The sequence below is a fragment of the Elusimicrobium simillimum genome, from assembly GCF_049639735.1.
In the GTDB taxonomy this organism is placed as follows: domain Bacteria; phylum Elusimicrobiota; class Elusimicrobia; order Elusimicrobiales; family Elusimicrobiaceae; genus Elusimicrobium; species Elusimicrobium simillimum.
Window position 1 is genome coordinate 632,816 of record NZ_JBEVVA010000003.1, and the last position, 15,066, is coordinate 647,881.

Genomic DNA, 15,066 nt, shown 5'->3' on the forward strand with positions numbered 1-15,066 from the left:
TTAACTATGCACCCAGTACTTTTTGAGATAGGCGGTTTCAGCCTTTCAACCTTTGGCCTTATGAACATGATAGGCTATCTTTTGGCCATATTTTACCTTATACACTACCGTGAAAAAATAGGCATAGATAAAGACACTCTTTGGAACATGATGTTTATTTCCATACTGGCGGCCATGATAGGCGGCAAGCTGTTCCACCTAGTGGTAGAAGTGCCTTGGGCTGAGATGGGCGACACTCTTACAGAAAAAATTAAAAATGTTTTAAGCACATTTAGGTACGGCTTTACATTCTTTGGCGGGTTTTTAACGGGTATTACAGCCTTGATAATTTATCTTAAAAAGAAAAAGCTGCCTATTGTTAAAACGGGCGACTTTATTATACTGGGCATACCGCTGGGCCACGCCATAGGGCGCATAGGCTGCTTTTTGGTAGGCTGCTGCTACGGCAAACCGTGGGACGGCCCCTGGGCTGTACATTTTACGGATCCGCACAGTTTAGTGCCGCACCATTTGCACGGCGTTGGGCTGCACCCCACACAGCTTTATGAAGTGGTTGGCAACTTTATTATATTTGCCATAATGCACTTTGCCTACAGGCGCAAACATATTGACGGCGCCATAATTTCGCTTTACGCTTTGCTTTACGGCACGCTCAGGTTTATTGTAGAGTTTTTTAGAGCGGATGAACGCGGCGCGGGTATGCTGGGCCTGTCCCCTTCGCAGTTGGTTTCCATTGGTATAATTGTGGGCGCGGGTGTGTTTTATTATATTATGAGAAGAAGACAAAATGCCAAATAAACAAATTTTAACCTTTGAGGGTATTACAAGAAGGCTGGACGTTTACCTTACGGAAAACGCGCCCCAGTATTCCCGCGGTATTATACAAACGCTTATTAAGCAGGGTGACGTTACCGTAAACGGTAAAGTACGCAAGCCGGCCTGGCCGCTTGAAGAGGGCGACGAGGTCTCTATTGCCTGGCCCGCCGTGTCTAAAAAAACGGACCTTAAAGACTTAATAATTTTTGAAGATAAAAATGTTTTTGTGGTTAACAAACCCAGCGGCATGCTGGTGCACCCGCAAAGCCCCGTGTGGGAAGAAAACCCGCAGGCTGCTTTTGTGGGGGAAGAAACTTTGGTCTCGCTCATACTTGCCAACCCGCCTAAAAATTTTGAACAGGGCATTACCCGCGCGGGCCTGGTGCACAGGTTAGATAAAGACACCAGCGGCGTTATGGTAATAGCAAAAAACACAAAAATGCAAAACGCGCTTGTTGCTATGTTTCAAAACAGAGAAATTACCAAAACTTACAACGCCATTTGCTGCGGCGTAGTGGCGGACGATAAAGGTATAATAAATGTACCCATAGGCCGCATAACAGGCGGCAAAATAAAAGCAAGCGAGCTTGGGCGCGAGGCTATTACAGAATATAAAGTAATAAGCCGCAAAGAAAATTTTACATTAATGCAGCTGCACCCTATAACAGGCCGCACAAACCAGCTGCGCGTGCATATGAGCTGGCTGGGTTACCCTGTGTTGGGCGACTGGCTGTACAAGGGCGCCACGGCGCCGCGCCTTATGCTGCACGCCAAAAGCGCTAAATTTAAACACCCTTTTACGGGTAAAGTAGTTGAGTATAAAGTTTTGCCCCCGGCAGATTTTAAAAAAGCCTGGAGCGCGTGTAAATAGGAGGAAGCATGAGAAAGTTGATGAGGTCCCCACGGGAACTTTACAGGAAAATTTCCCTCAGGACGGCGCATAGTGGCAGCGCCGGTTTTACTCTTACTGAGATTATGGTAGTGGTTATTATAATAGGCATATTGGCGGCTATAGGCTTGCCGCAGTACGCTACGTCTGTTGAACGCTCTAAGGCTATAGAGGCTATGTCTATAGTGGGTGGTTACAGCAAGCTGCAAGACGCGCAGTACGCGGAGTTTTCTAACTGTAATAAAAATATAGACCAACTGCAAATGGATATTCCTTATGTCTTAAAGCAGGAGTCCGGCGGTAATGTTTTTCTATCCACAGAGTTTTTTACTTATTCCACTAATAAAAGCGGTTCTTGCTATATTCAGGCGGAAAGAAGATATGACGACGAACCTAACAAAGTTTACAGTATAGTTAAGTTTACAGATTCCGGCCCTATAAACCAGTCCTATTACGGCGCTATGTTTTGTGTAGCGCAAAAAACAGGCGCTGACGGCGGCCATAAATACTGCAGAATCATAACGGGGCGCGATACCGCTGTCACCTGCGCTTTTGACAATGATTACGACTGTTATAAAGTATAAACTATTCTAAATATATTAAATGGCGTAAAACATAAAGTTTTACGCCATTTTTTTGTCTTGCCGGGAATTCGAACGTACCAACCACTATTCCCTCGCCCCACCGGGGGAGAGGGTGTGAGCTAAGCGAGCGGGTGAGGGGGAATGTGCTGTAAAATCAAAGAGGATATTTTTGTTTATAGCGGCGTCACAAATTGATATCATGTATGTATATAAAGAAAATGGAGGAAGTATGTCTTTGGGTAAAAAATTTGCCAATATCCCCAGGTGGGTAGTATCTTACGTATCTTTCTTTGCCGCTTGCTGGGGCGCTATGTTTTTAATGCGTTTTCTATTTTTATTTGTTTACCGCGCGGGCATTACCGCGGAAGTTGTAAATAATTTGCCAAAGGCTTTTTACGTGGGCGCTAAGTTTGACGCCAGGCTGGCCATGTTTATAGCGGTGCCGCTGGGGCTATTTGTTTTCTTTAAAAGCATATTTCCCTCTATCCCCAAAATATGTAAAAAAATACTGGCCGGGTTTTACTCTATAGTACTCTCAGGCGTCGCGCTTACTTACGCCGGCGATTTTGGGCATTATTCTTACCTGTCCATACGTGTTAACGCTTCTTTATTTAAATACCTTGAAAACGCTTTAATCTCTATAGAAATGGTGTGGCAGACATACCCCGTGGTATGGGCCACAATAGGTTTGATTTTTGTATTTTTGCTGGCTTATAAATTTGCCATGTTCTTTATTAACATGGGCGAGCCCCGCAAAAAAGACGGCTGGAAAAAGAAGACAATTTGGTTTATGGTTTTGTTCGTGCTCAGCTTTGCCGCCGGTTACGGGCAGGTTAACCAGTACCCGCTGCGCTGGAGCAACGCTTATTTTAGCAGCAATAATTTTGTGTCTAACTTCACGCTTAATCCTATTTTAAATATTTTTGACACCTTTAAATTCGCTAAAGAAGAGTCTTTTAATATCGACGCCGTTAAAAAGTACTATCCCATAATGGCGGACTTTTTAGGCGTGGATAAACCAGATGTGGAAACACTTAACTTTGAGCGCACCGTAGCGCCTAAAAATTTAGGTAAAAAATACAATATAGTTGTAATTTATATGGAAAGCTTTGCCTGGAACAAAAGTTCTTTTTCAAATACAGGCAAGTTTGATACAACGCCTTTTGCCAAAAAACTGGCCGAAGAATCGGTATTATTTACACAGTTTTATACGCCCACCTCGGCCACCGCGCGCGCGGTGTTTGCCGGTGTGTCGGCCATACCTGACGTAACTTCTTTTAAAACCAGCTCCCGCAACCCGCTTATTGTTAACCAGCATCTTATAGCTAACGAGCTTGCCGGTTATGAAAAGTTCTTCTTTATAGGCGGCAGCGCAAGCTGGGGCAATATTAGGGGCATACTCTCGCATAATATAGACGGCTTGCATATGTATGAGGAGGAGGACTACGCCTCGCCCCGTACGGACGTTTGGGGCATATCAGACTGGGATTTATTTCATGAATCGGACAAAGTGCTGGCCAAGCAGGACAAACCTTTCTTTGCCGTTATACAGACGGCGGGTTACCACAGGCCTTACACAATACCTAAGAATAACGGCGGCTTTGTCCCGCTTAAAGATTTAACGCAGGAAGAAATGACGGACCACAGTTTTGGCGGGTTGGAAGACGTTAACTCACTGCGCTTTTCAGACTACGCGCTGGGCGAGTTTTTCAGGTTAGCCAAGCAAAGCCCGTATTATAAAGACACCGTGTTTATTATCTTTGGCGACCATGGCTTAAGCGCGCCAAAGTCAGTAAACATGCCGCGCGGATATGTGGAATATAATTTGATGAACCACCATGTGCCATTAATCATACACGCGCCCGCTTTGTTAAAACCCGCCGTTATAGACCGCACGGCAAGCCAGGTGGACATTATGCCCACGGCAGCCAGTTTGGTTGGCGCGGGTTACCGCACATCAGCCTTGGGACGTGATTTGTTTGACCCTAAATATTTTAATAAACAAGGTGCGCTTATATTTGGCTGGTCAGTATATCCGCCTACAATTTCTTATGTATCGGGCGACTATATGTACTACGACGCGTCCGGCGGGGAAAAAGGGCTTTACAAGTTTAAGGGGAATGACTATAATATAAACCTGGCAACCACAGACCCTAAACTTTTTACAAATATGCAAGATATGGCAATGGGCATATATGAAACGTCCAGATATATGCTGTACAACAACCCAAAGAGGGAGGTCAAAAAATGATAATAGCAGTAGCATTTTTAGTAGTAGTGCTTTTAGTTATGGTTTACGTAGCCACAACCTACAACGGTTTGGTAACGCTGCGCAACCGCGTTAAAGAGGCGTGGAGCGATATTGAAGTACAAATGAAAAGGCGCTATGACCTTATCCCCAACCTGGTGGAAACAGTTAAAGGCTATGCCAGCCATGAGAAAGAAACGCTTGATAACGTTATCAAAGCGCGTAACATGGCCATGACGGGCCCGCAGGATATAGAATCCATAGCTAAAAACGAAAATGTTTTATCCGGCACTCTTAAAAGTTTGTTTGCTTTAAAAGAAGCTTACCCTGACCTTAAGGCCAACCAAAACTTTTTAAAATTACAGGACGAGCTTAGAGATACCGAAGACCGCATACAGGCCGCCCGCAGGTTTTATAACGGCAATGTAATGAGCCTGAATACAAAAATCGAACACTTCCCCAGCAATATAATCGCGGGCATGTTTGGTTTTGTAAAAGAAAAATTCTTTGAACTTGCCGAGGGCGAAGCCGCGGCCAGGCAGGCAGTACAAGTTAAGTTTTAATGTTTTTAAACGCCCGCGGTTTTGCTGCTTTGCGCACGCAAAACCGCGGCGTTTTTATATAGGATAACCATGAGAACAAGTTACGATCATATAGACGAAAACAAAAAAAGGACCATTCTTATAATTCTTTTATTCCCGCTGAGCTTAACGGTGCTGGTGGGGATAACATTGTTTTTGCTTTACTTCTTTCAGTATTCAGGTACCGAAGTTACCACCGTGCAAATGGTGCAGGCCACCGCTTCCACCGCCATGTATGTGATGCCCGCTATTGCCGTGCTTGCCATACTGTGGGTAGTAATAAGTTATTTTACCGGCGACAAGCTGCTGCTTAACAGCGCGGACGCCATTGAAATAGACCGCCGCAGCCAGCCCGAAATTTTTAATATGGTAGACACACTTTGCATAGCCGCCGGTTTGCCCACGCCAAGAGTGTATTTGATAGAAGATAATTCTTTAAACGCTTTTGCCACGGGGCGGGACCCTGAGCACGCCTCCATCGCGCTTACCACAGGCATAGTAAAAGTGTTAAACCGCCAGGAGCTTGAGGGCGTTATAGCGCACGAGCTTTGCCACGTGCAAAACCGTGACATCAGGCTTATGCTTATAACGGTGGCGGGTATATCGTTTTTTACGCTTGCCGGGCAAATTGTGTTGCGTATGGCCAGCCGCTCTAAAAAGAAAGAGGGGCTTATATTTTTAGTATTAGGCCTTGTGCTTATGATTTACGGTTATTTTGTTGCGCCACTTATCAGGCTGGCGTTATCACGCAGGCGCGAATTTCAGGCAGACGCTACAGCGGCGCTGTTAACGCGTAACCCGCGCGGCCTTGCCAGCGCGCTTGAAAAGATTTCGGGCAACAGTAAAGTGGAAAGCCTTAAAAAGATGGACGCCATGGCGTCTATGTGTATAGAAAGCCCGCTGGAGCGTGACGGCTTGTTTAGTTCCTTAAGCGGCCTGACAGCCACCCACCCGCCGATAGCCGAGCGCATAGCCGCACTAAACGAAATGGACGGCAGAATATAGTTTTATTCCCTCGCCCCACCGGGAAAGCGAGCAACGCCTTGCGAGCGTATCAATAAGTATTCCCTCGCCCCACCGGGGGAGAGGGCGGGGTGAGGGGGAAGTTGTAGTAAAGCTAAAGCGGAAAATCTAATTTAATAACAGCACATTCCCCCTCGCCTGCCCATCTTCGCTACGCTACGAAGTGGCTTCCTCCGCATCGGATATATGCATGCTACGCTATCCCCCGGTGGGGCGAGGAATAAAAAACAGGCGTCTTGTTTGTAATACATATCAAAAAAAGCCCCGCTAAACAGCGGGGCTTTTTTTGTTTTTTATTTAATTTCAAGTTTGTTTGTAATGGCGGCTTCTATTATGTCATAGGCAAATTTCTTGTCAAAAAATAATGTTGCCTCGCCGTCTTTTATGTCGGCAACTGTCACGGGCATGTTTTTCCCTTTATAGGTTACCGTCGCTTGCGTGCCCTTGGTAAGGGGGGCGTCGGTACGTATAATGTAAGCCGCTTGTGACGGTAACAGACGGGCGTTTGCAGGCGCCTGGGCAATAGGTATTATCATACTTCTTGTAACCTGGTCGCCTTTGGGTATTGCCACGGCGGTAACGTAGTTGTTATCTATAGTTACCATATCTTCCGCTTTTATGGCGCCCGGCTCTGATAGAGTTATATTTTTACGTGTAAGCATGCCGTGTGTTATGGGCGTGTTTGCCGGAATGTCTGCTAGCGCCGCAACGACGTAAGTGTTTTTAAGCTGCTTGCTTTCCGGCGAGCCTTTGGGCATGGCAAATAAAAGTATGCCTACAATAACAGCAACGGCAACAACTATTAAAAATATTTTAAATGTTACTTCGCCTTTATTGTTTAAGATTTTATTTAGCATGGCTTGTCTCCAAAATAGGGGTTTTAAGTACCACTATATGCAGCGGCACGTGGTTTGCCTCCATAAAGTATAAATACTGCGCCTGGTCTGGGCGGACAGCCGCGATAAGGTAATATTTACCGCCGGCTTCTTTTTTGCCCGCTACGCGCGAATTCGCCAGTTCCATTATTCTCCCGCCGTAAAATACGTTTATGCTTAGAAAGTTGCCTTCTGCCGCCAGCTCATACATTTGCGCGTTTACTTCCAGCGCGTAGCCGCGCTGTCTTGGCGTAACGGTAATGTCCGCTTCATCATTTGCGGTAACAATATTTTTTGTTATCTGCGAGTTTTTTGGTATATCTATAAGCGCTTTGTATTTGATATCGATAAATTTTTTAGCGTCTTTAGACGTGTTAATAAAGGCGCCTTTTTGCATGTCGTTCTGTGGCATTTGTTCCACATTAACATTGGCTATAGTCTCGCCTTTTTTTATATCATGCGCCGCTTTAATTACGTATGCGGACTGCGCATAACAGGCCGCCGCGGCCAATAAAAATAAAACGGGTAATATTAATTTTTTCATTAGTTATTACCTCCTTCAAAAATTTTATTTGCCGTTATTGGTATGGGAATTATATATGTATCCGCATGATTACGTAAAGTAATTTTAATATCTTCTTTATCAATCAGTATCAAATACTGTGCGTCTCTAGGGTCAAGCGCTAATAAAATATAGTATTTACCGTCAGCTTCTACACGGTCAAGTACTTTTATTTTTTGCAACAGTGTAAATACAACGGTTTCTTCTTTTTGGGTTTGTTTAATTGTCGCTTTAATCTTGGCTAAAATATCCACCCAGCTTCCGGCGAACAGTATTTCAAAGGTAGCCGCGTCAGTTTCTAAGGCGTAACCGCGCCACATTGTGGGAACTGAAGTTGAAAACAGCTTCTCACCGCGGCGGTCGGGTCTTTTTACTGCGGCGGGCGTTTTGGGCAGAAAGTGGTTTTTGTAGAGAGTCTCGCCTTGCTTAATACTCTGCCTGGCGTATTTAGCGTTAAAGGCGCGTACGCAAAACGCGTCGCACATTTCCTCATCAGCGGGTTTGGCGGCGGAGTGTTCAATTTTTACCATATCCGCGCTAAACATTTCACCTTTTTCTATGTTTCTGGTTGCGGTTACTTTATCGTAAGCGTGGGTAAATAACGGCATAGCTATTAAAATAGTTATTAATAATATTTTTATATTTTTCATAATTTACTCAACTAAATAAATTGCTAAAAGACGCGCTGGGCAGCGCCGGTGTAATAACGTCATTTTCATTACGCAGGGTGAAATAAAACTTAAGATTATCTTTTTTAAATGTTTTAAGGGCGTCTATTGTTTTGGCGTCTAACAGAAGAGTAACAGTAGACGACTGAGCGTCATTTCTTTCCGCCTTTACCGCCCATATGTTTTGCAAAATTGTAGCGGCAATTTCCTGCCCGTCGTCATTAGTGTAACGGCACAGAATATCAACCTTGGCGGAATACTTTAAAAGCGCCGGCGCGGCAACGCCGTCAACCGTCAGGCTGTATTCTTGCAGTTCATTATCTTGAGCAAAGGCAGGCGCCAGCAGTAGTAACGCCGCTCCCGCGCACAACAGTTTTTTTAACATATTGTCTCCTATTTAGTACGAATATCCTGCAGTTTGGTGCCGGGGTAGTAGTGCAGTATTATATCGTCATAACTCTGCCCCGCTTCCGCGCGTCCGGCCGAGCCTGTCTGGCAAAATCCTACGCCATGCCCCCAGCCGCCGCCAAAAAATACAAATTCTTTTAACTCTTTTTTAATATAAACAGGCTGCACTATAAAGTACGCGCTGCGCAGCATACCAAGCGATAAATAACGCTTAATAGTATTTTCTTTATTTAACACAATGCTGCCCGTTTTACCCACTATTTTTACCTGGCTTACGTAGCCGCTTTCATGCCTGTCTATAGGTATTATAGAAACTATTTCGCCAATATCCTTTCTTTGTTTTTTTACTATCTCTCTAAGTTCTTTAGCGTCCACTACGCGCACCCAGCGGAAAGCGGCCTTGCTGACGTGTCTGTCATACTTGCCGTAAGCGTCTTGAGGGTGTTGCAAAAGTTCTTTAAACTGGTAAATTTGTAAATTGTCTAACTCTATATCTCTATAGTCAGTACGGGAAACTAAATAAGGGTGGTCAAACCAGCCCGCGCTTTTTGAGCTTTGCGTAAAGCCGCCGCAGTTTGACGAGAATACGGCCTCAATAGGTTTGCCGTTATAAGTTAAAGCCTGGCCCATGGTGGACTCCACGGCAGCGTTGCCCTTTTCAGTCTCGGCCGGTACGCCGCCGTAAACCTGGCAGTGCTGTGTGTCACACACGTCATAGCCCCACTTTTTATGGCGGCCGCGCTGTTTTAATGCGTAGGTGCGTGCCAAAATGGCTTGCGCTCTTAACGCGTCCAGCGGAAAATTGGTGGGCATTTCTGACGCTATTACGCCAAAAACATATTCTTCTATATTAACGTGGTTTATGGGTATTAAAGTTTTTAACTGCGTGTTATAAAGTATTTCTATGTCGCCGCGAAATTCTTTGTCGTCCTCGCTGGCCCAGGTCATGCCGGCGCCTGTCATAATTTTTTTAAGTATAGTGGTTTGCCCGGCCTCTATGGTGGCGTTTTGTTTTATGGTAACGCTGCCGCTAAATAATGTTCTTTTATTTTTTGGCGATACCACATATGTTTTGCCGTCTTTAATTTCCGCGCGCCAGGTTTCTTTGGCTTTGCCGTTGGCCACAAGGGCGTTTGTTTTGGTATTAACAATTCTAAAATCGTGGCTGGGTATGAAGGTGATGGAGTTTCTTATAGCGGGGCTGCCGTCGCCTTTTGCGCCAAGGCCTACTTTAAGTACAGGCAGCTGCCCGTCGGTAGAAATAACTTGTTTTACAAATGTGTGCCCGGCAAGCTCTTTGGGCGGCATAATTTCTTTTTTAGTTTTGGTAAGTTTGGGGGCCATTCTCTGCGCACCCTTTTCGGCGGCGGAATTGTTTTTCTCGGCTGAGTATACTATGCGGTACTGGCGCCAGGCTTCGTTATAATCTTTCAGTTTTTCAAGCGCTGTTGCGTAGTGCAGGCGTGCCTCAATAAATTGGTTGTCGTAATTTACCGCGCGTTCAAGGTGCAGGGCGGCGTTCTTCCAGTCTTTCCTATCCTCATAAAGCACGCCAAGCATATAGTTGGAGTAGGCAGTAAGAGACTCGCCCTGCGCGGCCATTTTAAAGTTTTCTTCGGCCAATTTATTTTCGCCCATGCCCATTTGCGCTCTGGCAAGGTTGATGTAAAATAAATCTTTTTTTTGGTTGTTGTCTAATAGAAGCGAAAATATTTTTTCGGCATTAATAAATTGCCCGTCGGCAAGGTAGGCCTCGCCCAAGAACTCCAGCACCAGCGGGTCGCCGGAGTGCGCCTTGAGAGCGGCGGTCATAATGTCCACGCTGTTTTTAGGTTTGCCCAGTTCCATAGCTATAAAGGCGGCGTTTAAAAAGGCGTCTTTGTTGGAATTATCTTTAGATATAGCGTTATAGGCGGTAAGCGCCTCTTCATGTTTGTTGGCAAAGTAAAGCTTTTTGGCGGCGTCAAGGCGTGTTTGAATAGTGTCCTGCGCGCCAAGCGCTAGGGGAGGGAGAGTAGTATAGTTATTAATATTTTTTTCATCGGCTTACCTATTTAATATAATTGTACTTAATATGAACACACAAGTCCCCCTTTGGTTAAAAAAAATGATCGGCGCCAGCAAAGCCGCGCTGCATAACGGCAGCACCGCCGCCGTAGACGCCACGCTTGACGGCGCACACCTGCACACTGTCTGCCACGAGGCCCGCTGCCCCAACCGGGGCGAATGCTTTAGCAAAGGCGAAACCACCATCATGATACTGGGCGACATTTGCACACGCGGCTGTAAATTTTGCGCCGTAGGCCGCGGTATTCCCGCACCTGTTGACGCGACGGAGCCCGCCCGTGTGGCCGCCAGCGTCAAACAAATGAATTTGAAATATGTAGTGCTTACTTCTCCCACCCGGGACGACCTGGAAGACGGCGGCGCGGCGCACTTTGCGGCCGTAATACGTGAGATTAAGGCCGTTAACCCCGGCGTAAAAGTGGAGCCGCTGGTGCCGGACTTTGGCGGAAATATTGAAGCATTAAAAACAGTTTTAGCCGCCGGGCCAGATGTGCTGGCGCATAATATAGAAACCGTGCCGTCGCTATACAGCACGGTAAGAGTAGGCGCGGACTACCAGAGAACTTTAAATTTAATTAAGCAGAGCAAAACCATTGCCCCGCACATTTTTACCAAAAGCGGTATTATGCTGGGCCTGGGGGAGACTGAGGACGAATTAAAAGCCACCATGCAAGATTTGATTGATAACGGCTGCGACCTTCTTACGCTGGGCCAGTATTTAGCCCCGTCAAACGCGCATAACCTGGTTAAGCGTTACCCGGAGCCTGACGAGTATAAAAGGCTGGAAGAATACGGCATGAGCATAGGCTTTAAGGGCATCGCCGCCGGGCCGCTTGTAAGAAGCTCTTATAAGGCCGGTGAGCTTTACAAAAGGGCCGCTATAATGGCGCTATAAATAATGTAAAATTTATATATATGAAAAAATTTACATTTATTTTCGCAGTATTAACAATTTTTGCAGGATGCACAGAAACACCGCCGCAATGGTGGGACCCAAGCGGTAAATACACCGGCGCAACAGCGCAGGACGCCGCGGCGGACACAACCACAGTAAAACCCGCGACAGAAACAAAAGGTGTTAATATTAAACTTGGCACAGAAGCAACAGATGGCCCGCAGGTAAGAGTGGAAGATACTTTTACCCCGATAAACGCAGTCCCCGTAGAAATTGAGGAACTGCCGTTGCCAAGCGTACTAAGCGAATAAATATTTTAAATAAAAAACTGCCCCCGGCGTAGCCGGGGGCAGTTTTTTACTTCGTAAAAAATAAAAAGTCTATTCACTTCGTTCAAAACAACTGACTTTTTTCTTATTAATACGGCCGAGGCGTTGCACGGCCTTTTTTGTATAGCTTACTCTGTAATTTTTATGTGAAGCTCTTTTAGCTGCGAGTCGTCCACTGTGTTGGGGGACTCTGTCAGCGGGCAATATGCCGCCGCTGTTTTGGGGAAGGCTATAACTTCTCTTATAGATTCCTCGCCGCAAATAAGCGCCGTCAGCCTGTCTAAGCCCATGCCAAAACCGCCGTGCGGCGGGGCGCCCGCTTCTAACGCGTTAAGTAACATTCCAAAACGCAAGGCGGATTGCTCTTTGCTGTGCTTCATGAGTGAAAGTATTTTTTCCTGCAAGTCACGCCTGTGGTTGCGTATGGAGCCTGACGCAAGTTCCACGCCGTTAAGCACCAGGTCAAACTGGTAGGAACGTATTTTGCCCGGGTCTGTGTCCAGCAGTGGGATGTCCTCTTCCAGCGGGGCTGTAAAGGGGTTGTGCGCGGCGTCCCAGCGGCCTTCTTCTTCAACATATTCAAGCAGCGGGAAGTGCTTTACCCACAAAAATTCCCACTTTTTGCACGGTTTAAGGTTAAGCAGTTTAATAAGTTCTTTTCTTAAAGCGCCAAGTACATTACATACAACCTTTTCTTTGTCTGAAGCGATAAATAGAATATCGTTTTCTTCCATAGAGGTTGATGAGGCTAAGGTTTGCAGTTCCTCTTCGCTAAAAAACTTTGCGCTGGGGCCTTCAAATTTACCGGCGTTATATTTAAGCCATACCAAACCTTTTGCGCCGTTTGCTTTGGCCATGTCCGTCAGTTTATCTATGGTTGAGCGTGTAAGCGCCGCGCCGCCAAAGCCTTTTATAGCGCGTACTACACCGCCTGCGGCAATATTGTCAGCGAACACTTTAAACGCGGTTTGTGTAAAAATATTGGTAACGTCCTGTATAAAAATATTATAGCGAAGGTCCGGCTTGTCAGAACCGTACTTGGCCATAACTTCATTAAATTCCATTTGCGCAAAAGGCGCGGTAAAATCTTCGCCCGCAACAGCAAAAACTTCTTTCATCATAGCTTCTGCGGTGGAAAATATATCCTGCAGGTTTACAAAAGACATTTCTATGTCAATCTGAGTATGTTCAGGCTGGCGGTCGCTGCGTAAGTCCTCATCTCTAAAGGCGCGGGCTATTTGAAAATATCTGTCTATGCCGCTGGCCATTAGTGTTTGTTTAAACATTTGGGGGGACTGCGGTAAAGCGTAAAAGCTGCCGTGGTGCACGCGTGAGGGCACCAAGTAGTCTCTTGCACCCTCTGGGGTGGAGCGGGTTAAAATAGGCGTTTCTACTTCTATAAAACCGTTTGTGTCAAAATATTTGCGCACTGTTTGCATGATGTGGTGACGTGTGGTAATGTTACGCACCATGCGTTTGCTTCTAAGGTCAATATAGCGGTATTTAAGGCGGGTTTCCTCGCTGATGTTTTTGTTTGTGTCGACCTCAAAGGGTAACGCAATACATGTGTTAAGAATTTCTATTTCTTTAGCGGCAATTTCAATCTCTCCGGAGGGGGTTTCTTTGTTTACATGCTCGGGCAGTCTGGCGCGTACCTCGCCTGTAATTTTAACCACATACTCACTGCGTAGTGTCTCGGCAATTTCAAAAGCGTTTTTGTTAGACGGGTCTACCACTATTTGCACTATGCCTGTTCTGTCTCTTAAATCTAAAAATAAAAGGCCGCCGTGGTTGCGGTAGCTGTGCACCCAGCCGCAAAGTATTTGTACTGTGCCGGCAAGGTCCTTTGTTACTTGCCCGCAATAATTTGTTCTCATCATTATATGTTACCAACCTCGATTAGTATGTCATCAAATTTAATTTCTTTCTGTGTGCCTGTGGCAAGGTCGCGCATGGTGGCTACGCCTTTAGCCAGCTCGTCGGTACCCAAGAGTATCGCGTGTGTGGACGCCGCTCTGTCGGCCTGTTTCATTTGCGCTTTTAGGTTTTTGTCAAACAACCCGCCGTCGCATATAAACTCCGCTTTGCGCAGTTCCGTCATAATTTCAAACGCTTTTGCGTTGCAGGTTTTGTCTAAAGAAACTACAAAAAACTTTTTAGGTTTATCTTCCGTCAGTTCGGACACTGCGGCTATAGTGCGTTCCACGCCCATGGCAAAACCTACGGCCGGCATGTCCGCCCCGCCCATAGATTTAACCAGGCTGTCATACCTGCCGCCGCCCGCTATCGCGTTTTGCGCGGAGTCGCCCGCCTGAAATTCAAACACCGTTCTTGTATAATAGTCCAAGCCTCTTACAAGGTTTTGGTCTATGACGTAATCGATACGGCCGTCTAAAAGTGATTTTACTTCGTCAAAATGTGTTTGGCACTCGCCGCAAAGTTTTTGTTTGGGTGCGTTCTCTTTAAATCTGGGGCCGTCAATTTTACAGTCTAATACTCTTAACGGGTTCTTTTCCAGGCGTTCTTTGCATTTGTCGCAAAGCGAGTCAAAATCTTTTTTAAGATATTCTATAAGCTCGGCTTTATACTGCGGTCTGCACTCGGGGCAGCCTAACGAGTTTATTTTCACGCTGTAGTTTTTTACGCCGAAAGCGGTTACGATATCTTTAATAATTAAAATAACTTCAGCGTCTGCCGCCGGGGCCGCGTTGCCTACGTATTCTAAACCTATTTGTTCAAATTCTCTGTAACGGCCGGCCTGGGGGCGTTCCGCGCGGAACATGTTGCCGATGTAAAAAAGTTTTTGCACGGGGGCTGTTTGCGCGAAGTTGTTTTCAATGTAAGCGCGTATAGTGCCGGGCGTGCCCTCGGGGCGCAGCGCGAGTGTGCGGCCGCCGGCGTCTTCAAAAGCGTACATTTCTTTTTGTACTATGTCTGTGGTATCGCCTGTGGCTTTTATAAAAAGTTCTTTGAGTTCTACCGTAGGTATGCGTATTTCTTTGGCGCCGGCTAAATTAAAAATAAAGCGGGCCGTGCGTTCAAGCTCGGTAAAATAATTTGACTGCGGGGTCAAAATGTCTCTAAATCCTCTAACTAATTTGGTCATATCTATATTTTATCT

Annotated in this window: 15 protein-coding genes; 8 read left to right on the forward strand and 7 right to left on the reverse strand. The window is 45.9% G+C overall.

All coding sequences use genetic code 11. From position 1 onward, the window contains the following. Positions 1 to 6 precede the first annotated feature (6 nt). From lgt to AAIR98_RS03720, 6 genes are all read left to right on the forward strand, one after another. Positions 7 to 798: a prolipoprotein diacylglyceryl transferase gene (gene lgt, locus AAIR98_RS03695; protein ID WP_423970904.1), complete on the forward strand. Its 792-nt coding sequence runs from the start codon at positions 7 to 9 to the stop codon at positions 796 to 798. After that, positions 788 to 1,687 carry an RluA family pseudouridine synthase gene (locus AAIR98_RS03700; protein WP_423970905.1) on the forward strand — a complete coding sequence of 300 codons (900 nt, stop codon included), beginning with the start codon at positions 788 to 790 and terminating at the stop codon, positions 1,685 to 1,687. Before lgt ends, AAIR98_RS03700 begins: the two co-directional genes overlap by 11 nt. Before the next feature lie 8 nt (positions 1,688 to 1,695). After that, positions 1,696 to 2,289, forward strand: a complete 594-nt coding sequence (locus tag AAIR98_RS03705) for a prepilin-type N-terminal cleavage/methylation domain-containing protein (RefSeq protein WP_423970906.1) — start codon at positions 1,696 to 1,698, stop codon at positions 2,287 to 2,289. A 229-nt stretch (positions 2,290 to 2,518) separates the two neighbouring features. Continuing rightward, complete coding sequence (locus AAIR98_RS03710) at positions 2,519 to 4,540, forward strand: LTA synthase family protein (RefSeq protein ID WP_423970907.1); 2,022 nt, start codon at positions 2,519 to 2,521, stop codon at positions 4,538 to 4,540. Continuing rightward, entirely contained in the window at positions 4,537 to 5,100 is a 564-nt protein-coding gene (locus AAIR98_RS03715; protein WP_423970908.1) for a LemA family protein, read from the forward strand. The genes AAIR98_RS03710 and AAIR98_RS03715 overlap by 4 nt, the downstream gene beginning before the upstream one ends. 69 nt (positions 5,101 to 5,169) lie before the next feature. Further along, entirely contained in the window at positions 5,170 to 6,123 is a 954-nt protein-coding gene (locus tag AAIR98_RS03720) for a M48 family metallopeptidase (protein ID WP_423970909.1), read from the forward strand. Between the two features lie 311 nt (positions 6,124 to 6,434). Here the strand turns inward: AAIR98_RS03720 and AAIR98_RS03725 are convergent, their stop codons facing one another. From AAIR98_RS03725 to AAIR98_RS03745, 5 genes are read right to left on the reverse strand one after another with little or no spacing between them, the layout of a single operon-like run. Further along, on the reverse strand, positions 6,435 to 6,998 hold the full coding sequence (locus AAIR98_RS03725; RefSeq protein WP_423970910.1) for an SAF domain-containing protein: 564 nt from the start codon (positions 6,996 to 6,998) through the stop codon (positions 6,435 to 6,437). Further along, positions 6,988 to 7,560, reverse strand: coding sequence for a hypothetical protein (locus AAIR98_RS03730; protein WP_423970911.1), 573 nt, complete (start codon positions 7,558 to 7,560; stop codon positions 6,988 to 6,990). Before AAIR98_RS03730 ends, AAIR98_RS03725 begins: the two co-directional genes overlap by 11 nt. Next, entirely contained in the window at positions 7,560 to 8,228 is a 669-nt protein-coding gene (locus tag AAIR98_RS03735) for a CpaB family protein (protein ID WP_423970912.1), read from the reverse strand. The genes AAIR98_RS03730 and AAIR98_RS03735 overlap by 1 nt, the downstream gene beginning before the upstream one ends. A gap of 7 nt (positions 8,229 to 8,235) precedes the next feature. Next, positions 8,236 to 8,631, reverse strand: coding sequence for a CpaB family protein (locus AAIR98_RS03740; RefSeq protein ID WP_423970913.1), 396 nt, complete (start codon positions 8,629 to 8,631; stop codon positions 8,236 to 8,238). An 8-nt stretch (positions 8,632 to 8,639) separates the two neighbouring features. Next, positions 8,640 to 10,685: a SpoIID/LytB domain-containing protein gene (locus tag AAIR98_RS03745; RefSeq protein WP_423972033.1), complete on the reverse strand. Its 2,046-nt coding sequence runs from the start codon at positions 10,683 to 10,685 to the stop codon at positions 8,640 to 8,642. A 43-nt stretch (positions 10,686 to 10,728) separates the two neighbouring features. Between AAIR98_RS03745 and lipA the strand changes: the two genes are divergently transcribed. Further along, a complete protein-coding gene (gene lipA, locus AAIR98_RS03750) occupies positions 10,729 to 11,616 on the forward strand; it encodes a lipoyl synthase (RefSeq protein ID WP_423970914.1) in 888 nt (295 codons plus the stop codon). A gap of 20 nt (positions 11,617 to 11,636) precedes the next feature. Then, positions 11,637 to 11,927 carry a hypothetical protein gene (locus AAIR98_RS03755; RefSeq protein ID WP_423970915.1) on the forward strand — a complete coding sequence of 97 codons (291 nt, stop codon included), beginning with the start codon at positions 11,637 to 11,639 and terminating at the stop codon, positions 11,925 to 11,927. A gap of 146 nt (positions 11,928 to 12,073) precedes the next feature. Here AAIR98_RS03755 and aspS read toward each other — a convergent pair whose 3' ends face one another. Both aspS and hisS read right to left on the reverse strand, forming a co-directional pair. Continuing rightward, positions 12,074 to 13,825 (reverse strand): aspartate--tRNA ligase, encoded by a 1,752-nt coding sequence (gene aspS, locus AAIR98_RS03760; RefSeq protein ID WP_423970916.1) that lies wholly within the window; start codon positions 13,823 to 13,825, stop codon positions 12,074 to 12,076. Then, positions 13,825 to 15,051, reverse strand: a complete 1,227-nt coding sequence (hisS, locus tag AAIR98_RS03765) for a histidine--tRNA ligase (RefSeq protein WP_423970917.1) — start codon at positions 15,049 to 15,051, stop codon at positions 13,825 to 13,827. Before hisS ends, aspS begins: the two co-directional genes overlap by 1 nt. Positions 15,052 to 15,066 lie beyond the last annotated feature (15 nt).

What these genes read in the sequence shown, in the direction of transcription:
- lgt (WP_423970904.1), top strand. Translation starts at nt 7, where the DNA reads ATGCACCCAGTACTTTTTGAGATAGGCGGTTTCAGCCTTTCAACCTTT.
- AAIR98_RS03700 (WP_423970905.1), top strand. Translation starts at nt 788, where the DNA reads ATGCCAAATAAACAAATTTTAACCTTTGAGGGTATTACAAGAAGGCTG.
- AAIR98_RS03705 (WP_423970906.1), top strand. Translation starts at nt 1,696, where the DNA reads ATGAGAAAGTTGATGAGGTCCCCACGGGAACTTTACAGGAAAATTTCC.
- AAIR98_RS03710 (WP_423970907.1), top strand. Translation starts at nt 2,519, where the DNA reads ATGTCTTTGGGTAAAAAATTTGCCAATATCCCCAGGTGGGTAGTATCT.
- AAIR98_RS03715 (WP_423970908.1), top strand. Translation starts at nt 4,537, where the DNA reads ATGATAATAGCAGTAGCATTTTTAGTAGTAGTGCTTTTAGTTATGGTT.
- AAIR98_RS03720 (WP_423970909.1), top strand. Translation starts at nt 5,170, where the DNA reads ATGAGAACAAGTTACGATCATATAGACGAAAACAAAAAAAGGACCATT.
- AAIR98_RS03725 (WP_423970910.1), bottom strand. Translation starts at nt 6,998, where the DNA reads ATGCTAAATAAAATCTTAAACAATAAAGGCGAAGTAACATTTAAAATA.
- AAIR98_RS03730 (WP_423970911.1), bottom strand. Translation starts at nt 7,560, where the DNA reads ATGAAAAAATTAATATTACCCGTTTTATTTTTATTGGCCGCGGCGGCC.
- AAIR98_RS03735 (WP_423970912.1), bottom strand. Translation starts at nt 8,228, where the DNA reads ATGAAAAATATAAAAATATTATTAATAACTATTTTAATAGCTATGCCG.
- AAIR98_RS03740 (WP_423970913.1), bottom strand. Translation starts at nt 8,631, where the DNA reads ATGTTAAAAAAACTGTTGTGCGCGGGAGCGGCGTTACTACTGCTGGCG.
- lipA (WP_423970914.1), top strand. Translation starts at nt 10,729, where the DNA reads ATGAACACACAAGTCCCCCTTTGGTTAAAAAAAATGATCGGCGCCAGC.
- AAIR98_RS03755 (WP_423970915.1), top strand. Translation starts at nt 11,637, where the DNA reads ATGAAAAAATTTACATTTATTTTCGCAGTATTAACAATTTTTGCAGGA.
- aspS (WP_423970916.1), bottom strand. Translation starts at nt 13,825, where the DNA reads ATGATGAGAACAAATTATTGCGGGCAAGTAACAAAGGACCTTGCCGGC.
- hisS (WP_423970917.1), bottom strand. Translation starts at nt 15,051, where the DNA reads ATGACCAAATTAGTTAGAGGATTTAGAGACATTTTGACCCCGCAGTCA.